This window comes from Propionivibrio sp., from assembly GCF_047602565.1.
Lineage (GTDB): Bacteria > Pseudomonadota > Gammaproteobacteria > Burkholderiales > Rhodocyclaceae > Propionivibrio.
Window position 1 is genome coordinate 3749993 of the sequence record NZ_JASGGX010000001.1, and the last position, 18120, is coordinate 3768112.

At 62.5% G+C, this 18120-nt stretch carries 14 protein-coding genes and 1 pseudogene; 4 read left to right on the plus strand and 11 right to left on the minus strand.

The window, feature by feature from the left end; translation table 11 throughout:
* Positions 1–44: 44 nt before the first annotated feature.
* From QM701_RS17760 to QM701_RS17770, 3 genes are all read right to left on the minus strand, one after another.
* Positions 45–719, minus strand: a complete 675-nt coding sequence (locus QM701_RS17760; RefSeq protein ID WP_415168334.1) for an RraA family protein — start codon at positions 717–719, stop codon at positions 45–47.
* Between the two features lie 52 nt (positions 720–771).
* Positions 772–1935 carry a pyridoxal phosphate-dependent aminotransferase gene (locus tag QM701_RS17765; RefSeq protein ID WP_415168335.1) on the minus strand — a complete coding sequence of 388 codons (1164 nt, stop codon included), beginning with the start codon at positions 1933–1935 and terminating at the stop codon, positions 772–774.
* A 192-nt stretch (positions 1936–2127) separates the two neighbouring features.
* On the minus strand, positions 2128–3297 hold the full coding sequence (locus QM701_RS17770) for a sugar diacid recognition domain-containing protein (protein WP_415168336.1): 1170 nt from the start codon (positions 3295–3297) through the stop codon (positions 2128–2130).
* A 153-nt stretch (positions 3298–3450) separates the two neighbouring features.
* Here QM701_RS17770 and QM701_RS17775 point away from each other — a divergent pair, with 153 nt between their 5' ends.
* The 4 genes from QM701_RS17775 to QM701_RS17790 all read left to right on the plus strand — a co-directional run bounded on the left by QM701_RS17775 (position 3451) and on the right by QM701_RS17790 (position 8574).
* Positions 3451–4599 carry a glycerate kinase gene (locus QM701_RS17775; RefSeq protein ID WP_415168337.1) on the plus strand — a complete coding sequence of 383 codons (1149 nt, stop codon included), beginning with the start codon at positions 3451–3453 and terminating at the stop codon, positions 4597–4599.
* A 290-nt stretch (positions 4600–4889) separates the two neighbouring features.
* On the plus strand, positions 4890–6293 hold the full coding sequence (locus tag QM701_RS17780) for an MFS transporter (RefSeq protein ID WP_415168338.1): 1404 nt from the start codon (positions 4890–4892) through the stop codon (positions 6291–6293).
* A 226-nt stretch (positions 6294–6519) separates the two neighbouring features.
* Entirely contained in the window at positions 6520–7431 is a 912-nt protein-coding gene (locus QM701_RS17785; protein ID WP_415168339.1) for a LysR family transcriptional regulator, read from the plus strand.
* Between the two features lie 114 nt (positions 7432–7545).
* A complete protein-coding gene (locus QM701_RS17790; RefSeq protein ID WP_415168340.1) occupies positions 7546–8574 on the plus strand; it encodes a LacI family DNA-binding transcriptional regulator in 1029 nt (342 codons plus the stop codon).
* A gap of 34 nt (positions 8575–8608) precedes the next feature.
* Here QM701_RS17790 and QM701_RS17795 read toward each other — a convergent pair whose 3' ends face one another.
* From QM701_RS17795 to QM701_RS17830, 8 genes and pseudogenes are all read right to left on the minus strand, one after another.
* Complete coding sequence (locus QM701_RS17795) at positions 8609–10702, minus strand: FAD-binding protein (protein ID WP_415168341.1); 2094 nt, start codon at positions 10700–10702, stop codon at positions 8609–8611.
* An 18-nt stretch (positions 10703–10720) separates the two neighbouring features.
* A complete protein-coding gene (locus QM701_RS17800; protein WP_415168342.1) occupies positions 10721–12250 on the minus strand; it encodes an acyl CoA:acetate/3-ketoacid CoA transferase in 1530 nt (509 codons plus the stop codon).
* 48 nt (positions 12251–12298) lie between these two features.
* Positions 12299–13081 carry an enoyl-CoA hydratase/isomerase family protein gene (locus QM701_RS17805; RefSeq protein ID WP_415168343.1) on the minus strand — a complete coding sequence of 261 codons (783 nt, stop codon included), beginning with the start codon at positions 13079–13081 and terminating at the stop codon, positions 12299–12301.
* Positions 13082–13085: 4 nt separating this feature from the next.
* Positions 13086–13895, minus strand: coding sequence for a shikimate dehydrogenase family protein (locus tag QM701_RS17810; RefSeq protein ID WP_415168344.1), 810 nt, complete (start codon positions 13893–13895; stop codon positions 13086–13088).
* Positions 13804–15291 carry a TRAP transporter large permease gene (locus tag QM701_RS17815; RefSeq protein WP_415168345.1) on the minus strand — a complete coding sequence of 496 codons (1488 nt, stop codon included), beginning with the start codon at positions 15289–15291 and terminating at the stop codon, positions 13804–13806. The genes QM701_RS17810 and QM701_RS17815 overlap by 92 nt, the downstream gene beginning before the upstream one ends.
* Positions 15282–15776: a TRAP transporter small permease gene (locus QM701_RS17820; RefSeq protein WP_415168346.1), complete on the minus strand. Its 495-nt coding sequence runs from the start codon at positions 15774–15776 to the stop codon at positions 15282–15284. The genes QM701_RS17815 and QM701_RS17820 overlap by 10 nt, the downstream gene beginning before the upstream one ends.
* 82 nt (positions 15777–15858) lie before the next feature.
* A complete protein-coding gene (locus QM701_RS17825; protein WP_415168347.1) occupies positions 15859–16839 on the minus strand; it encodes a TRAP transporter substrate-binding protein in 981 nt (326 codons plus the stop codon).
* Positions 16840–16902: 63 nt separating this feature from the next.
* Positions 16903–17965: pseudogene (locus tag QM701_RS17830) on the minus strand (Gfo/Idh/MocA family protein).
* Positions 17966–18120: the final 155 nt, after the last annotated feature.

The following is an 18120-nucleotide window of genomic DNA, read 5'->3' on the forward strand; positions in this document are numbered from 1 at the left end:
CAACCATCCCGTTGTCTTGCATGCGCGATCGACCGGATTCCTGCCTATTCGACGATTTCACAGCCTTTTTCCTTGAGCATTTTCGAGACCCACGACACGTCCCAGGCGTTGTCCCTGATGGCGGACCGGATGCCGATCTCCTTGTCGACCGTCGCCCGCGCCTTGTCCAGGACCTCTCTCGCCTCGCCGGGATCAATGACGATGATCCCGTCGGCGTCGCCGACGATGATGTCCCCGGGTTTCACGACCAGTCCTCCGCACGATATCGGCACATTGACTTCACCGGGCCCGTTCTTGAAAGGACCGTTCGGGGTCACGCCGGCCGCGTAGACCGGCATGGACATTTCCCCGAGCGCCTCCGCGTCCCGGACGGCTCCATCCACGATGACGCCGGCCAGACCCTTCGCTTGGGCCCAGCTCATCATCAATTCGCCGGTGATGGCATTCGAAAGTTCGGCCTGGGCATCCAGGACGATCACGTCGCCAGGCAGGGCCATTTCGATTGCGGCATAAAGCATCAGATTGTCGCCCGGACTGGTTTTGACCGTGATCGCGGTTCCCAGCAAAGGCGAGCTGTTCATCGGGCGGATGCGCGCGTGCATGCATGCCCGGCGATTCATGTTGTCTCCGATGTTTGCGGCCGGAATCCCTTTGAAACCCTGGACGAGTTCAAGGGCGGGCCGGTTAACTTTGGTAAAAATCCTGAATCCCGAATTCATTGTGATCACCGATAGCGTAAAAGTGGATGAAGCGGATGGCTGCGCGTCAAGCTCAAACGAAAACTCTTTTCAGTCGCCTGATGGCTTCCTCGATGTTTTCGATCGACGTGGCAAACGAGATGCGCAAGGTCTTGTCCGTCCCTTGTCCATAGGCGCTGCCCGGGGTCACCAGGACTTGCGCCTTCTCAAGGATGAATTCGGTCAGCTCGTCCGCGCTCATGCCCTTGTACTCCACCCTGGGAAACGCATAGAACGTTCCTTGCGGCATGCGGCAGGAGAATCCCGGAATCGTGTTTAATTCGCGGACCAGATAGTCGCGCCGGCGCGTGTACTCGTCGAGCATTGCCGCGACGTCGGATGCGCATTCGAACGCGGTGATCGCCGCCGCCTGAACGAACGACGCCGTGCAGGTGACCACCTGCATCTGCACCTTGAGCATTTCCTCGACCAGCCGCTTTTCGGCGGCCAGATAGCCGATGCGCCAGCCGGTCATCGCATGGCTCTTGGAGAAGCCATTGACGGTGATCACGTTGTTCCGGATTTCCTTGAAGCTTGCCAGCGCGGTGTGCTTATGGCCGTCGAAGACGATCGTTTCGTATATTTCATCCGAAACGGCAAGGAGGTCGTGCTTTTTGACGAAATCCACCAGGACCCTGTTTTCCGCATCGCTGAATACCCGTCCGGTCGGATTGTTCGGCGTATTCAGGATGATCATGCGGGTCCTAGCGGTCACATGTCTGTTCAGAATCTCCTCGGTGACCGTGTAGTTCGAGTCATAGTCGAGCGGAACGCTGATCGGAGTGGCGCCGGCAAGCTGGACGAGCGCCTTGTAGGAGACCCAGGAAGGGTCCAGGACCATGACCTCGTCTCCGTCGTTGAGGAACGACGTCAGCGCCAGGTAGATGGCGAATTTCGCGCTCGGCGTGACCAGGATTTCATCCGGATCGTACTCGACGTCATTCTCGCGTTGGAGCTTGTCCGCGATTTTCCTGCGCAGCGCCGGCAGGCCCATCGACGATACATAATGCGTGAAGCCGGCATTCATGCTTCGCGTCGCGGCGTCGATGATCTTCTGCGGCGTGGAAAAATCCGGTTCGCCGATGACCATCGCCACGATGTCCCTGCCTTCGCTCTTGAGTTTTTCCGCAATCGCATTCAATGCGATGGTCTGCGGCTGTTCGATGATCTGTACCTTGCGATTGACTTCAAAGCTCATTGTTTCCTCTTCTCTGACGGTAATTCGCCGCTTGCGCCTGGGCTCCGGGCGGGATGTGCGGCAAATTTTCCATCAGCGGCATACATAAAAAAAGCGAATAATTTTCTCCTTATAAGCATCGCTTAAAGTGATATGAACGGCGCGGTGCCGGAAAGACAGGGAACTGGACACCGGCTTGCGCCGGCCGACGGGTCAATCGGCGCTTTCCTGGCCGTCGAATTGCAGGGCGATGTAAAGCAGCAGGCGGTCATCGGTCCTGTCGAGATCGAGGCCGGTCGCCTTGCCGATCTGGCGCAGGCGATAGTCCAGGGTATTGCGGTGAATCCCCAGGGCCTTGGCGGTGGAGAGGGACCGGCCGTCGTGGGCGAACCAGGCGTCCAGCGTATGGCGCAAGGTGCGCTGGCGTTTGTCGATGCGCATCAATCGGTCGAGCGGCCGGCGCAACTGTTCCGCCTGCCAGCTGGCATCGAGGCTGGACAGCAGGACCGGCAGGCTGAGTTCGTAGAACGAGAAAGCGGCGGCCTCGGGACGGCGTTGCCGGCCGACGTGCCGCGTGCGGCATGCGCTCTGGTACGACAAGGCGACGCTTTCGACGTCCGGCAACGCGACGCCGAGGGAGAGCACGAACGGCAGCGTGGTCTCCGCGCGCAGGATTGTCTCGAAATACTGCAGCCGCAGCCGCGCATGGCTGGCTTCGCTGGTTTGCGGGGCGCGTCCGCCGAACGACTCGAGCATGACGAACTCGCGCGGTGAAAGAACGGCCGTGGGCAGATCGGGCAGCTGCACCGCCAGGCGCGCCTGGAAACGCTGCAGTTCGACGAGCGAGCGGTCGGCGCGCCGGTCTGCGTCCTCCAGCGTCACGACGATGGCGGCGTGGGGGCTGCGAAACTCGATGCCGAGCCGGAGCGCCCAGGCGTTCAGGTCGACCGGCGAGCTGCGTTCACGGGAAACGAGATGGGAGACGAATTCCTCGCGGTAGCGTTTCTCGCGCTGCAATTCGCCGAGCAGTTGGGTCTGTTCCAGCAGCATCTCGACCGTGGTCCGGAGCAGCTCGCCGAAAGGCTGGACGGTTTCGGGCTCGCCGGTCAGGCCGACCACTCCGCAGATCCGGCCGCGTACCGTCAGGGGCAGATTGACGCCGGACTCGACCGTGGGCAGGGTCCGCGCCAGGGCTTCGTCGATGACCACCGTGCGCGCCTGGGCGAGCGCCAGCTGGGCGCCGGCATGAAGTTCGCCGATGCGCGCCGGCTTGCCGCTGCCGACGATGATGCCGCGCCGGTCCATCACATTGACGTTGAACGGGATGATTTTCGCCGCGCGTTCGACGATTTCCTGCGCCAGTTTCGGCTCAATGCTGATCATGTCTGCCTCGTTGCCTGGAAGCGGTTCGGTTTTGGGCACATGCCTAAGAACGGCGCCAATCATAAGCCCTATATCTGTGCATCGGTCCAGTGCTTCTCCGGCTCGCGAAGTTTAGGCTGGTCGCCCATTCGTTCAATCGCCAAGGAGATCGTCATGCGTATCGTCGTCGCACCGGATTCATACAAGGGGAGCGTTTCCGCGCTCGAAGTGGCCAATGCCATGGCACGGGGCATCCGCAAGGTCATCCCGGACGCCGAGGTATGCAAGGTGCCGATCGCCGACGGCGGCGAAGGGACCGTCGAGGCGCTGGTCGCGGCAACCGGCGGCCGGCTGGAAACCAGCGAGGTGACCGGGCCGCTCGGTGAGCGGGTCAGGGCGCAGTGGGGCATCCTCGGAGATGGCCGGACCGCGGTGATCGAAATGGCGGCGGCTTCGGGCCTGCCGCTGGTGCCGCCGGACCGGCGCGACCCGCGCCTGGCCACGACCCTGGGCACGGGAGAACTGATCCGCGCCGCCCTCGACGCCGGGCTGCGGCGGATCATCATCGGCATCGGCGGCAGCGCCACCAACGACGGCGGCGTCGGCATGGCGCGGGCGCTGGGGGCGCATTTCCTGGATGCCCGGGGCGACGAACTGGCCGAGGGCGGGGCGGCGCTGGCCCGTCTGGCGAAGATCGATCTGAGCGGACTCGACCGGCGTTTGCAGGAGGCTGAACTGATCGTCGCGTGCGACGTTGACAACCCGCTGTGCGGGCCGCGCGGCGCCTCGGCCGTCTTCGGGCCGCAGAAGGGCGCGACGCCGGCGCTCGTCGCGCAACTGGATGCGGCGCTGGCGCGCTTCGCCGAATGCGCGCGGCAGGCGACCGGGCGGGACGTGGCCGACGCGGCCGGCGCGGGGGCAGCGGGCGGCCTGGGGGCCGGCCTGATGTTTTTCACGCCGGCGCAGTTGCGGCCGGGGGTCGAAATCGTGCTCGGGGCCGTCGGGTTCGCGGAGCTCGCGCGGGGCGCCGATTTCGTGATCACGGGCGAAGGTCGGACCGATTTCCAGACCGCCTACGGCAAGGCGCCGGTCGGCGTGGCCAAGGCGGCGAAGCAATTCGGCGTGCCGGTTTTTTGTCTCTCGGGCGGGCTGGGGGACGGCGCGGACGATGTGCTGGCCCAGGGCATCGATGCCGTGATGAGCATCTGCTCCCGGCCCATGAGCCTGGAAGAATGCATGCAAGAGGGACCGGCCCTGATCGAAGCCGCTGCCGCGCGTTTGTGCCGGATTGCCCGCGCATTCATCGGCGCCGCGCGGGCGTGAGCGTCCTCGGCCCCCTGGGAAGCGAGTCGGGAAGCGCCTGGGGGGCGGGGGTGGAAACATCGTTTTTTCTCATGCGTTAACAAGAAAATATATCGCTATTAATTTCATATTCGGGAAGTCAGAATCAATCACGGCAGCGCATTTGACGTGGTTCTCGGCATAGGCCCGGTTGCCGGGCTGCTCGAAGATGAGTCAGGACGCCGCTAACAAAAAAAGTGTGGGCGGATTCGGTAAGTACGCTACGGCACACATTTTTAGATTTGCATCCAAACATACAAGGAGCGAGATCGATGCAAAGTGCGGTCAACGGCAAGATCGGGGCGCGAATGGATCGACTGCCCATTTCCAAATGGCACTACAACGTGCTGTTCCTGATGGGCCTGGGTCTGTTTGTCGACAGCTTCGACAATTACATGGGCGGGGTGATCCTGGCCGACCTGGTCAGGACCGGATGGTCCAACAACTACCTCAACGCCACCTTTGCTTCCGCCACCATGGCCGGCCTCTTCGTCGGCTCGCTGTTCGCCGGATTCGCCGGCGATCACCTGGGCCGGAAGTTCGCCTATCAGATAAATCTGCTCATTTTCGGCGCCGCGTCCATTGCCGCCTTTTTCGCCACGGACATGACCATGCTCATCGTGCTGCGGGGAATCATGGGAATAGGCCTGGGCGCCGAACTGGTGGTCGGTTTCGGGACTTTTCCGGAATTCGTTCCCGCCAATGTGCGGGGGAAGTGGGTCTCGTATCTGTCGCTGATCGCCAACGCGGCGCCGCCCATCGCCATCGCCACGGCATATTTCGTCATCCCGATCTTCGGCTGGCGGGCCATGTTCTTGATCGGAGGCGTGGCGGCGGTGATCGTCTGGGCGCTCCGGCATGGACTTCCGGAGTCCCCGCGCTGGCATGAATCCCGCGGCGATATCGCAAAGGCCGACGAGATCCTGACGCAGGTCGAGAAGCAGATCGAGGCTGAAAAGGGAATCAAGCTGCCGGCGGTGCCGGATCAGGGCCTCGACGAGCCGGGCCGGGGAGACGAAGTGGCCAGGATTTCCTTCTGGAGCCTGTTCAAGGGCAGCCTGTTGAGGAGAACCATCGTTGCGTCCGCGATGTTGGTCGGCATGAATACGATCGTTTATACGATCATCAACTGGGTGCCGACGATCTTCATCCAGCAAGGCATCAGCATCACGAAGTCTACCGGGATGATGACGCTGATCATGTTCGGCGCACCTCTGGGCGTGTTCATCTCGTCGCAGGTCGTCAACAAATTTCCCCGCAAGGTCATGGGCATAGCGCTTCTCCTGATCATCGGTCTGCTCGGATACTTCTATTCGCTGCAGCGCACCGAAACCGTGATCGTGATGGTCGGATTCGTTCTTACCGTCATCAACTATGTCTTCGTCTGTTTCGTCTGTTCCGTGTATGTCCCCGAGCTCTGGCCGACGGAAGCGCGTCTCCGGGGAATGGGCTTCGCCAATGCGGTGGGCCGGGTGTCGGCGGTCTTCTCGCCCTACGGCGTCGCGTGGCTGCTGTCGAATTTCGGGGCGACCGCCGTGTTTATCGCTCTCGGCGCGATTCTGTTGGTAATCGCGATCATCGTCGCGACATTCGGTGTCGAGACAAGGCAAAAATCCCTTGAGGAAATCCGTGCCGAGATGGCGGCGCACGAAGCGGTATCGGGGCGGGCCAACTGATCGGCCGAATCTTCGGCCGTCCTACGAGCAGTTCCAAGAGCGGTTCCATCGGGTCACAGATCGCCGTCGCCGGCGGTCTGTGACCCTGGCAGTTCCGATGCAATGAATGCCGCTCCTGGCGTGGATTCGGCGGAGCCGGACAAGGGCGGCGGAAGCCGCGTAGCGGCTCGGGTTGAGCGGCGTCCTCGGGGCCAATACACTATCGCCTTTGCAGAGGCCGCCCCCCATGTTCACCTTCAAGCAACTTGAAGCCATTTACTGGATCGTCGAGACCGGCGGATTCGCTCCCGCGGCAAAAAAGCTGCATACGACTCAGTCGGCGATCTCCAAGCGGATTCACGATCTGGAGGATCTTTTCGACTTTCAGCTATTCGACCGAAGCCAGCGAACGGCCCATCTCACCGAGAAGGGCGAAATCATGTTCGTCCTGGCCAAGCGGCTCCTGGACCAGCGTGAGATTGCCGTCGATCAGATCGGGCGTCCGGAGAGTTTTGTCCGCAGACTGCGCCTGGGCATCACGGAGTTGACCGCCATTACGTGGCTTCCGCAATTTTGCGGACAGATCCAGGTGCTTTTTCCCAACGTCATCATCGAGCCGGTCGTGGAATCGAGCGTGTATCTGAGGGATAGCCTGCTGAACGACAAGCTTGACCTGGTCATCGCACCGGACGCGGTGGCCGACGCCCGATTTTCGTCAACCCCGGTAGGGGTGAATGTGAATAGCTGGATGTGCAAGCCCGGATACTTCAAGAAGAAAGGAAAGAAGGTCGCCGTGGCGGAAATTGTCTCCCATCAACTTCTGGCGCAAGGCGACAAATCGGGAACCGGGCTGCTCTATGCGGAATGGTTCAAGAAGATCGGTCTCGCGCCGAAGTCGAGCATCACCTGCAACAACATGCTCGCGATGATCGGAATGACGGTCGCCGGCCTGGGGATCAGCTATCTCCCCAAGGACTGCCTGCAGGGGATGATCGAATCGGGCCTGCTGGAGGAGATCGAGTCTCGGCCTCCCTTGCCCGAGGTGACGTATGTGGCGCTGTACCCCTGGGAAAAGACGAACACCTTGCTCCCCTCGGTCGCCATGATTGCCCGCGAGTGCTGCGATTTTTCGCATCTGTTCGGCAATATTTCCCTCTAGACCGGTCGGACCGGGCTGCGTCCGTCAGCCCCGGCGCGGTCTGCGCCGATGCTTGCTCTTATAATGGTCGGCCGCCTTTGTCCCGAACGCAGAATCCGATGATCCGAATTTGTCATGGCCAATAACAACAAACGAGTCTCCTTGAAGGACGTCGCACGCAGCGCAAATGTCTCGACGGGAACCGTTTCGATGGTTCTCAACAACAATCCGTCCGTTGCCCAGGCGACGAAGGAACACGTTCAGCAGATCATCAAGGAGCTGGGGTACATCTACAACCGCAGCGCCGGCCAGCTACGCAACAGGCGCACCGGGATCGTCGGCGTCTCCATCTGCAATCTCGCGAATCCGTATTTCGCGGAAAACACGATCGGCATCGAAACCTCGCTGCGCGATCTCGGGCTTTCCCTTATTTTGGGGAATTCCGAGGAGTCGGTCGTCAAGCAGGAGAAATTTCTGGATACCGCACGCCAGCACAACGTCGAGGGGCTGATCCTCATGCCCGCGATCGGCACGACCAGAAAGATGATCGACGCCTTCGCCGACTGGGGGATACCCCTCGTGATGGTGTCGCGGTATGTCCAAAGCGGCAAGGCCGACTACGCGGGATGCGACAATATTCTGGCGGCCACGCTGGCGACGAACCACCTCATTGAACTGGGGCACCGGCGGATCGCTTTCGTCGGGGCGACGACGCGATCTTCAACGAGCCGGGATCGGCTGCGGGGCTTCAAACTGGCGATGAAAAACGCCGGTCTCGATCTCGCCCCCGAATGGATATGTTCATGCGAGGCGTCGCGGGAAAAGGGGTTCGACGCGGTCAAGGACTTGTTCAAGTCGAAGCAGCCTCCGACCGGCATCGTCTGTTTCAACGACCTGCTGGCATTCGGGGTCATGCTTGGCTTGAGAAGCATCGGCCTGGAACCGGGCATGGACTGCTCGGTGGTCGGTATCGACAACGTCCTGGAAGCGGACCTGTGGCAGCCGGGATTGACCACCGTGGCGATCGATTCCAGGCGGATCGGGCAGTACGCGGGGCAGCTGCTGCGCAGAAGGATGGAGAATCCGGCCTTGCCCGCCAAGAACCTGCTGCTGACGCCGGAACTGATCGTGCGCGGTTCGAGCGGGCGCGTGGCCGCGCATTGACCCGTTCCGGCGCGAAGCATGTTCCGGCATGTCCTCAACGGGCCACGGGGTCGTCGCGGTAAATCCGGCCCGTCAGAAACGGTGCCCAGTTTTTCTCGAAGTAGAAAGCGCCCGGGTCCTCCATGCTCCTTAAAGGCTTTTCCGCGACCTCGATCCGCCCGTCACGCTGGCGAACATGAATCTGCCGCTCGCGGTCGGCTTCACGTTCGGTAATGAAGCGATAGTCCTCCAGGATTCCCAGGCGCGTATCCGGAACTTCGGTTCCGGACTTTGAGCAGATCAGCCGGGCTCCCCGGCTGCCTCCGCCGTTCCTTACGTAGTGCTCCAGGGCGGCGAGCACGGCTTCCGAGGTCAGGGCCATCTGTCGCCAGAGCATCGCGCTTGCTATCTGGGCGGCATTTTCGATTCTCAACCCCCACGTGCGAATGGATTCGTTGAGTTTTCGCGCCTCCGCCAAGGCCGGACCCAGTTCGTCGTCCATGCAGATGAATCCGGCTTGGTCGCTCATCCTGGCTTGAATTTCCTTCCGCACGCTAGGAATCGGCAAACCGTCCGGGTTGCGCAGATCGCGGCGAATCGACGCGATGCAGTCGGCTAGCGCCGCCGCCACATGGCGGCTCGACGGCTGGTTGCTGCGGTCGTCCCGGCGGGCATGGATGTGCTTCGCGCACCGCATCCCGAAAACCTGGCCCGCATTGAGCGCCGCGCCGCCCGGCCGCGTGACGCCGTGGGTGCCGGCAACCTCGCCGATGGCGTAGCAGCCGTCGAGCGTCGACTGTGCCCAGATGTCCACCGCCACGCCGCCGTTCATGTGCTGGTTGTTGATGTCGAACGGCAGGGCTGCGCGTTCCAGGTCGATCTTGTTATGCCTGTAGAGTTCGATGGCGAGAGGGTTCATTCGCCTCAACCGCTCGATGGGCGAATCCAGCAGCGCGTCGTTGTTCGCCAGATACGCATGGACGTCCGCATCCAGCCTCGCCAGCGAAAACGGCGCGTCTCCCGGTACCGGCTGCGGGTTGCGTTGAAAGTCCATGTAAACCGTTCGCCCGGAGCGGGCTTCGTTGTACACGGCGAGGTTTACCAGGCTGGACCGGTAGTCGAGCGTCCTGGTCGAATGGAAAGGCCACTGGTAGCCTTTGCGGAAGATGTTGGATGCCAGTTCTTGGGTCGTGCGGTAGTAGTCCGCCAGAAAATTGTGCTCCCGCCCGCCGGCATCCACCGAGTAGATATAGGGCATGGCCTGCACATACGTTCCCGAGAGGTTCCAGGGGAACTCGTCCCGCCGCGTGCCGATGCCGAACTGGCTTTCCGTCAGGTTCACCAGGTCGATCCCGGCTTCCAGGGCCATCCCCAGGGAGCCGAAACAGTGGACGGGATAGACGCTGTCGCGATAAAGCTCGCCGGGGCCTCCCGTCGCCAGCACGATCGCCGGGCTTTGAAAGACCACCAGCCCGAATGGGTTCGTTTCGCTGCGGCCGTCGGCCTTGATCGCCAGCAAGCCGGTCGCCGCCGGTCTGCCGTTCACCTCTTCCTGCAGCAGCCTTATCCCCGAGCAGCGGTTTACGAAAGGCACGCCCAGGCGCAGAGCCTCCGCGGCCAGCACCTTGACCATCAGCCTCGATGTCCGCGGTCCGCAACTCGTCGCGCGGCCGGCTTCGTCGTGATCGGTTTTGTAGCGCAGGACGCCGCCGAAGCGATCCTCGGGAAGCGGCAGGCCGATGTGCTTGAGGCCGATGAATGCTTCGGACGAACCGACCGCCTCGACGTAAGCGGTATCGGCGTCCATGGCGCCGCTCGCCGCCAAGGCCCTGGCCAGTTCGATGAAGTTGTCGCCCTTATTGCTGGTAGCCGCGGTGTGCAGCGTTTGCTTGTCGGAACCGGAGCAGGCCGACGTACCCCAGAACAGCGTTTGCGTGGCGACGAGCACGTTGACGTTGCGCCGCTTGAGTTCGACGGCGGCACGCAGGCCGGCGGCACCGCTCCCCAGCACCAGTGCCTGGCAGCGATAGATGGGAATCCGCATGTCGCCGACGGACAGCCGGCCGTCGGGAACGCGGGTGGGCATGCGCCGCTGCATCGCCACGTCGGTGAGTTCATCCAGAATGGATTGCGGAATCGTCTGCGCCATGGTGCGGGACCTCGTCGGCTATGCGAAAGCTTCAGCGGGCATGGGCTTGACCTCCCCAATTTTGGGGACGAAGGACATGTACGGAAGAATGTCTTTCTCGATGTCGATGCCCGGCGCCACTTCCATGAGCGTCACGCCTTCCGGGCCGAGTTTGAAAACCGCCCGTTCCGTGATGTACAGGACTTCCTGGTCCTGCCGCCTGGCGAACTCGCCGCTGAACGTGATGCGTTCAACCTCGCGGACGAATTTCCTGACCTTGCCGGGACGGTTCACCGTCAGCCGGCCATCACGGAAATCCATCTGCGATCCGCCGGCGTCAAAGGTTCCGCAGAAGACGACCTTCTTGGCATTCTGGGCGATTTCGATGAATCCGCCGGGGCCGATGAGGTTGCCGCCCAGATGCGAGACGTTCACATTGCCCTGCTCGTCGGCTTCGCCCATGCCGAGGAAGGCGATGTCGATGCCGCCGCCGCTGTAATAATCGAACTGCTCGATCGACGGCATGATCGCGTCGGTGTTTCTTGCCGCGCCGAACAGCGCATCGTCGAGCATCCGCCCGTTGTGCACGCCTTGTTCGACGCTCATCCACAGCTGATCCCCGATCCCTTTTTCGGCGATCACCCCAAAAATTCCTCCGGGGATGCCGAAGCCGAAATTCAGGGACAATCCGGGCCTCAGTTCCAGCGCGGCCCGTCTCGCGATGATCCGGCGTTCGAGCTTCGCCGGAATGTCGGCCCGCGCGTCTTCGAGATGGGCCCTTCTTCCTCCGCTGACGGTGACGTCATAGGGCAGGCCGTAGAACTGCTGCTGCTCCGGGCTTTGCACGATCGCGTCGACCATGATGCCGGGGATGCGCACGCTCCGCGCATGCAGGCTGCCCGCCTCGACGACCTGGCGGACCTGCGCCAGGACGATGCCCCCGCTGTTGTGCGCGGCGAGGGCGATCGAGTGAATGTCCATGTCGATGGCTTCCTCTTCCGGGCTGATGTTGCCGCGAGCATCCGCATACGTCCCGCGGACGATGGCCACGTCGACCTTGAAGGGCTTGTAATGCAGGACCTCCTTGCCGTTGACCTCCAGCAGTTCGACCATCGTCTCCTTGCTGACGGCATTGCAGCGGCCGCCGTCGTGCCTCGGATCGACGAATGTGCCGAGACCCGAATGCGTGAACAACCCGGGCCGGCCGGCGCCGATCTCGCGCAGCAGATGCTGTATCACGCCGCCCGGAAAACAGTAAGCCTCCACTTTCTCCTCCCGGATCAGCTGCTGCATGCGCGGCGACCAGGTGAAGTGCGCGGCGATCAGCCTCTTCACCAATCCTTGGTGGGCGAATCTGTTCGTGCCGAGTTCTCCGCGATCGCCGAGACCCAGGGAGTGCACCAGCGTCAGGCCGTGCGGGTGTCCCGTTTCGAGAAAACGCTTTTCGATGGCGGCGAAGATTTCCTCCGCCGAGATCATGCCCGCGCCGTTGCCGCTGATGGCGACCGTGTCGCCGTCCTTGATCATTGCCGCCGCCTCGGCGGCGGATACGAATTTCCCTTTGTTCATTGCCGTTTCATCTCAAATGTTTAGGTGGCCCAGCCAAGCGGCGGGCCTTCACCGGTTCCTGTAAATGGGCTGCCGCTTCTCGACGAACGCCTTCACCCCCTCCCGACAATCCTCCGTCCCCGCCGCCTGCGCCACGGCGGCGGCGTGGTGGGCGCGCAGATCGCGGTGAACCTGCGCCAGCAGCCCCTTGATCAGCGCCATGGCCGACGGGCCGTTGGCCAGGAGCGCGTCCAGCCAGAGCGACACCTGGGCGTCGAGCCCTTCCTCGTTTTCCACGAGCGCGGTGATCAGGCCCCAGTCGTACGCCTGCTGCGCGACGATCGGAGCGGCGGTCAGCAGCATGTGCCGGGCCCTGGACGGGCCGATCATTTCGGCCAGCCGGGTCGTGCCCATCCAGCCGGGGATCATTCCCAGCCGGGCTTCGGGATTCCCGAATTTGGCGTGCCGGATCGCCACTCTCAGGTCGGCGGCCAAGGCCAGTTCGAGGCCGCCGCCCAGCGTGTGGCCGTTGATCGCCGCGATCACCGGTTGAGGCAGGTGGGCGATCTGCTCGAAAACTTCGATCCCGCGCAGAATCCAGTCGCGTCCCATGTCGTGCGGGGTCAGGCTTCCCCAGGCTTCGATGTCGCCGCCCGTGCAGAAGAAGCGGCCTTTGGCCCGCACCACGACGGCCCGTACCGCCCGGTCGCGCTCCAGGTCGCGGGCGATGCCCGACAGTTCGTCGAGCATCGCCATGTTTATGGCATTGCCCTTGTCCGGGCGATTGAGGGTTATTTCGACCCATTGAACGCCCGCCTTGTCGTGCCGGGCCGTCAGTATCTGCTTTTCCATTTCTCTACCACCCGAGATCGAAGCCGAAGAACTCGGCGCAGGCGACCGCCTGGCCGCGGTGCATGTGCCTGCCGCTCTGTATGCGATGGCCCGTTTCCTGTGCCCGCGACAGCAGCGGCGTGATTTCCGGCTTGGTGATCACGTCGACCACCAGCGTCGATTCGGGCAGTCCGGAAGGGTCGAACGGCAAGGGGTCCTCGGGACGCATTCCCAAAGGAGTCGCGTTGATCGCCAGGTCGAATTCCTCCTGGCCGATCTGTCCTGCTGCGATCGACAGCCGCGGGTATTCGCGCCGGACGTTCGCCATGACCTGACCCAGCCGTTCGGCATTGACGTCCGTGATGACCAGGCGGCGGACTCCCGCCTGCGCCATGGCGCTCGCGATCGCGGCACCGGCGCCGCCCGTGCCCATCAGGAAGACGCTCTTTCCGGCGACGGAGTGGCCTTGCTTCTGCAAGCCGTTGACGCAACCCAGCCCGTCGAACATGTCGCCTTCCCAGGTGTCGTCGCTCGTGCGCCTTGCCGCGTTGATGGCCCCGACGACCTTGCCGTTCTGGCCGAGCGAGTCGACCAGGCCGCACATCCGGCTCTTGTGGGGCATCGTGATGACCACCCCGTGCAGATTCCGGATCGCCTTCAACCCGGCCCACACGGATTCGAGGTGTGCCGCCGCCACGTGCAGCGGCACCAGCACGGCGTTCGTGTCCTGCCGGACGAACATTTCATTGAACACGCCCGGCGTGCGAACGGCGGAAACGGGGTCGCCGATGATCACGTAGAGCTTTGTTCCACCATCGATATCTTCGAGTTTCATTGACATTCCTTTCAGGGATTGAACGGCGGCGGCCGGCTGAGTACACTGGTGCGCCCTTGATGAGTGTGGGAATCCAGAGGGAGAACCAGGGGACGTAGGTGACGACGGCCATGACGGCGAAGAGGGCGCCGTAGAAGGGGAGGATGCTCTTCATGACCTGCTCGACGGAGACTTCGCCGATGGCGCACCCCACGAACTGGGTGGTGCCGACCGGCGGGGTGTTGAGGCCCAGGGCGCAGTTGAGCAGCATGACCATGCCGAACTGCACCGGCCCCATGCCCATCTGCAGGGCGAGCGGCAGGAACAGCGGGGTGCAGATCAGGATGGTCGAGGCCATGTCCATGAAGGTGCCGAGCAGGAACAGGATCATGTTGATCAGGAAGAACATCACGTACGGATTGGTGGTCGCCGAGAGCAGCGCGTTGGCGGTCTTGTCCGGGATCTCCAGGATGGCCATGATGTACTGGAACATGGTCGACACGCCGATCAGCAGGAGCACCACGCCGGTGGTCTTGGCCGCCTTGGCGGCGGCCTTCATCAGCTTGGCCCAGTTCATGGTGCGGTAGCCGACGAAGGTGAGAAACAGCGAATAGGTGACGGCGATGCCGGCGGCCTCGGTGGCGGTGGTCACCCCCATGATGATGCAGGTCAGGATGATGATGACCACGAACATGCCGGGGATGGCGGCGATGAAGGAGGTGAGCACGGCGTGCCAGCCGGCGAACGGATCGAGCCGGTCGGAGCCGTCGGGACGGCGCGGATAGCCTTCCTTCTTGGCCACCCAGTAGGCGGCGATCAGCATGCAGACCATCAGCACGACGACCGGCAGCAGGCCGGCGAACATCAGCTCGCCGATCGAGGCGCCCTTGACCATCACGTTCGGGCCGGCCAGCATGCCGGCCGTGCTCGACGCGGCGAAGGCGTAGATGATCATGTTGTGCGAGGTCGGCATCAGCGCGCCGCAGAGCGCGGCGTGGGTGGTGACGTTGACCGCGTAGTCGGCGCTGTAGCCCTCCTTCTTCATCATCGGGATCATCACCCCGCCCATGGCCGAGACGTCGGCCACCGGGGAGCCGGAGACGCCGCCGAACAGGGTGCAGGCGACCACGTTGGCCATGCCCAGGCCGCCGCGCCAGTGGCCGACCACGTTGCGGGCGAAATTGACGATCTTGTCGGCGATGCCGCCGTGCAGCATCAGTTCGCCGGAAAAGACGAAGAAGGGAATGGCCAGGAAGGAGAAGACGTTCATCCCGGAGATCATGTTCTGGAAGGCCAGTTCCAGGGGGAAGCCCTCGACCCAGTAGGTGGCCAGACAGCTCAGGGCGATCGAGAAGGCGACCGGCACTCCGAGCAGGAGGAAAATCGTGAAGCTGATGCAGAGTACGGTCAGTGCCATGATGGGACCACTTCCTTGTCAGAGAACATAGCGATCATGTGCTCGACGGAGAACATGATGATCAGGACGCCCGAGACGACGCAGGGGATGTAGCGCCAGGCCTCGGAGATGCCGAGGGTGGGGATGGCGTTGGACCACACCGAGTGGGCCATCATGGAGCAGCCCCAGACCAGGGCGACGCCGAAGGTGATCGAGAAGAGGCCGACGACGTTGCCGATCCAGAACTGGAAGTTCTTGGGCAGCAGGCCGACCAGGGACTCCATGCCGATGTGGCCTTCGTCGCGCACACCGGCGGCGGCGCCGAACATGGCGACGTTGATCACCAGCAGCAGCGCCACCTGCTCCGACCAGGCCGGCGCGTCGTTCAGAATGTACCGCCAGATCACCGACCCGACGACCACCGCCACGATCCCGAGCAGGCCCGCAACGGCAATGTACAGCGCCCAGCGCGACAGCCGGGCATTGATGGTTGTAAAGAGATTCATGGGTTCATCCGGAAAAGGAAGGCCCGAATACGTCCGTATTGCATTCGGGCCATTTCCATTCATCGATGGAAAATCGTTCCGCTTACTTCGCGTCGATGATTTTCCGGAGCAGTGATTTCTGTTCCGCCGTGGTGGCGAACTTGTCCCAGACCGGCTTGACCGCATCGACGAACGACTTCTTGTCAACGTCCTTGGCCTCGACGATCGTCGAGCCCGCCGCGATCACCGCTTTCCGGGCCGTCTGTTCCCGCTCGATCCAGGCCTTGGTGAAGAAGGGGACGGAGTCCTTGGCGGCCTTCCTGATGATGGCCTGTTCGTCTTTGCCCAAGGTGTCCCAGATCTTCTTGGAGAAGACGACGACGTCCGGCGCCATCACGTGCTCGGTTTCGCTGTAAACGGGCGCTGCCTCGAAATGCTTCATGGCGTCATAAGACGGAAAACTGTTTTCCGCCGCGTTGACGAGTCCCGTTTTCAGCGCCGTATAGACTTCGGCAAAGGGAATCGGCGTCGGCGTCGCGCCCATCGCGGCCGCCACCGCGATCCACAGGTCGGACGGCTGGACGCGGAGCTTCATGCCCTTCATGTCGGCGATCGATTTGATCGGCTTCCTGCCGTAGACCGAGCGGGTGCCGCCTTCGTACATGCAGAGTCCGATGTAGCCGTATTTCTCGAAGGCCGCAAGAATCTCGTCTCCGATGGGGCCGTACATGGTGCTCCGAAAATGATCGGCGTCGCGGAACAGAAAAGGAAAGGAAGGCACCAGCGTCTCAGGAATGATCCCGTGGAACTCCGAGGTCGAAACGCGCGCCATTTCGATGGCGCCGATCTTCACCTGCTCGGCCGTGTCCTTGCCCGAACCGAGCGTGCTGTTGGCGAAGACCTTGATGTTGTATTTGTTGTTGGTCGCCTTGGCGATCTGCTCGCCCATGAACTTCATCGCCATGCTGGTCGGATAGTCGGCCGGCTGGTTGTCCGCCGCCTTGAAATCCTTGGCGCTGGCCATTGATCCGAAGGCGACCAGGGTGCCGATGAATGCGCTGCTGACAAGATTCTTGATCTTCATGACCACTCCTTGTTGTTACGGGTTGAAAAAACGATCGTCTGAATGAAATGCGGGTGGGGATTGCTACATCGTTACCGGCGCGCGGGCGCTTGCCGACCGGTACATGGCACGTACCAGTTCGACGGTCTTCCTGGCTTCCCGGCCGTCGATCTCGAGCGGCCTGCCCGTGGTCAGCGCGGTCACCATGTCCTCGATGTGCCTGACGTGCCCGGCGATCGAGATCTGACCGGGCGACGCCGCGCCGGAGAGCGAGCCGCCTGCCGCGAGCGCCTCCCTCAGTTCTTCGTCTTCATCGCCCGCTTCACGGAAGTCCCAACGGACTATCCGGTCGTCCTCGATCACGGCCGAGCCCTGCGACCCGCATATTTCCAGGCGTCTTTCCCAGCCGGGGAACGCGGCCGTGGTGGCTTCCAGGACGCCAAAAGAACCGTCCCGATAACGGAGGAGCGCGCTGGCCGTGTCTTCCGCTTCGATGGATTCGTGCACCCGCCGGGTCGTCTGCGCGTAGAACTTCGCGCGGCATTCCGGCAAACCACTGCAACAGATCGACGGCATGGATCGCCTGGTTCATGACGGCGCCGCCGCCGTCCAGGCCGAGCGTGCCTTTCCAGCTTCCCCGGTAATACTCGGCCGATCGATGCCATTTCACGTAGGCGCTGCACGAGACGAGCCGGCCGAATCGGCCCGCGTCGATGGCCTTCTTCACGGCCCGGGCGCCCTTCGAAAACCGGGCCTGAAAAATCGCGCCGACCTTCACCCCCGCCTGGTCGGCCGCATCCAGCATGCGGTCGACTCGGTCCTCGGTGATTTCCAGCGGTTTCTCGACGATCAGATGCTTGCCGGCGGCGATCGCCCGCAGCGCGGGTTCCAGATGCGCGCCGCTGGGCGTGGCGATGCAGACCACCTGCATGCCGCCGTCCGCGAAGAACTCGTCCGGATTCGCCGTGCAGGAAGGAATGCCATGTTTCTCCGCGAATGCCCGGCCGCTTTCCTCGCCGCGGCTGAGGACGCCGCGCAGCCGCACGTTCAAGGTCCTGCCGGCCTCCTGAATGGCCAGCGCGTGGTAATTGGCGATCATGCCCGTGCCGACGATGCCGAAGCCGATCGTTCTGTCTTGTAGATTCATTTGCTGACCCAAAAAGTGTTTGAAATTGTTTTCGAGGCGAATTAGAATTGAACCGGTTCAAATATTGAACCGGTTCAATTCTCAAGTCAATAGATTTTTTCTCCTGCCTGGAGCAAGCCGTTTCGGGCGGGGTCATCGCAGACAACTTTTGGAGA

What these genes read in the sequence shown, in the direction of transcription:
- QM701_RS17760 (WP_415168334.1), bottom strand. Translation starts at nt 719, where the DNA reads ATGAATTCGGGATTCAGGATTTTTACCAAAGTTAACCGGCCCGCCCTT.
- QM701_RS17765 (WP_415168335.1), bottom strand. Translation starts at nt 1,935, where the DNA reads ATGAGCTTTGAAGTCAATCGCAAGGTACAGATCATCGAACAGCCGCAG.
- QM701_RS17770 (WP_415168336.1), bottom strand. Translation starts at nt 3,297, where the DNA reads ATGATCAGCATTGAGCCGAAACTGGCGCAGGAAATCGTCGAACGCGCG.
- QM701_RS17775 (WP_415168337.1), top strand. Translation starts at nt 3,451, where the DNA reads ATGCGTATCGTCGTCGCACCGGATTCATACAAGGGGAGCGTTTCCGCG.
- QM701_RS17780 (WP_415168338.1), top strand. Translation starts at nt 4,890, where the DNA reads ATGCAAAGTGCGGTCAACGGCAAGATCGGGGCGCGAATGGATCGACTG.
- QM701_RS17785 (WP_415168339.1), top strand. Translation starts at nt 6,520, where the DNA reads ATGTTCACCTTCAAGCAACTTGAAGCCATTTACTGGATCGTCGAGACC.
- QM701_RS17790 (WP_415168340.1), top strand. Translation starts at nt 7,546, where the DNA reads ATGGCCAATAACAACAAACGAGTCTCCTTGAAGGACGTCGCACGCAGC.
- QM701_RS17795 (WP_415168341.1), bottom strand. Translation starts at nt 10,702, where the DNA reads ATGGCGCAGACGATTCCGCAATCCATTCTGGATGAACTCACCGACGTG.
- QM701_RS17800 (WP_415168342.1), bottom strand. Translation starts at nt 12,250, where the DNA reads ATGAACAAAGGGAAATTCGTATCCGCCGCCGAGGCGGCGGCAATGATC.
- QM701_RS17805 (WP_415168343.1), bottom strand. Translation starts at nt 13,081, where the DNA reads ATGGAAAAGCAGATACTGACGGCCCGGCACGACAAGGCGGGCGTTCAA.
- QM701_RS17810 (WP_415168344.1), bottom strand. Translation starts at nt 13,895, where the DNA reads ATGAAACTCGAAGATATCGATGGTGGAACAAAGCTCTACGTGATCATC.
- QM701_RS17815 (WP_415168345.1), bottom strand. Translation starts at nt 15,291, where the DNA reads ATGGCACTGACCGTACTCTGCATCAGCTTCACGATTTTCCTCCTGCTC.
- QM701_RS17820 (WP_415168346.1), bottom strand. Translation starts at nt 15,776, where the DNA reads ATGAATCTCTTTACAACCATCAATGCCCGGCTGTCGCGCTGGGCGCTG.
- QM701_RS17825 (WP_415168347.1), bottom strand. Translation starts at nt 16,839, where the DNA reads ATGAAGATCAAGAATCTTGTCAGCAGCGCATTCATCGGCACCCTGGTC.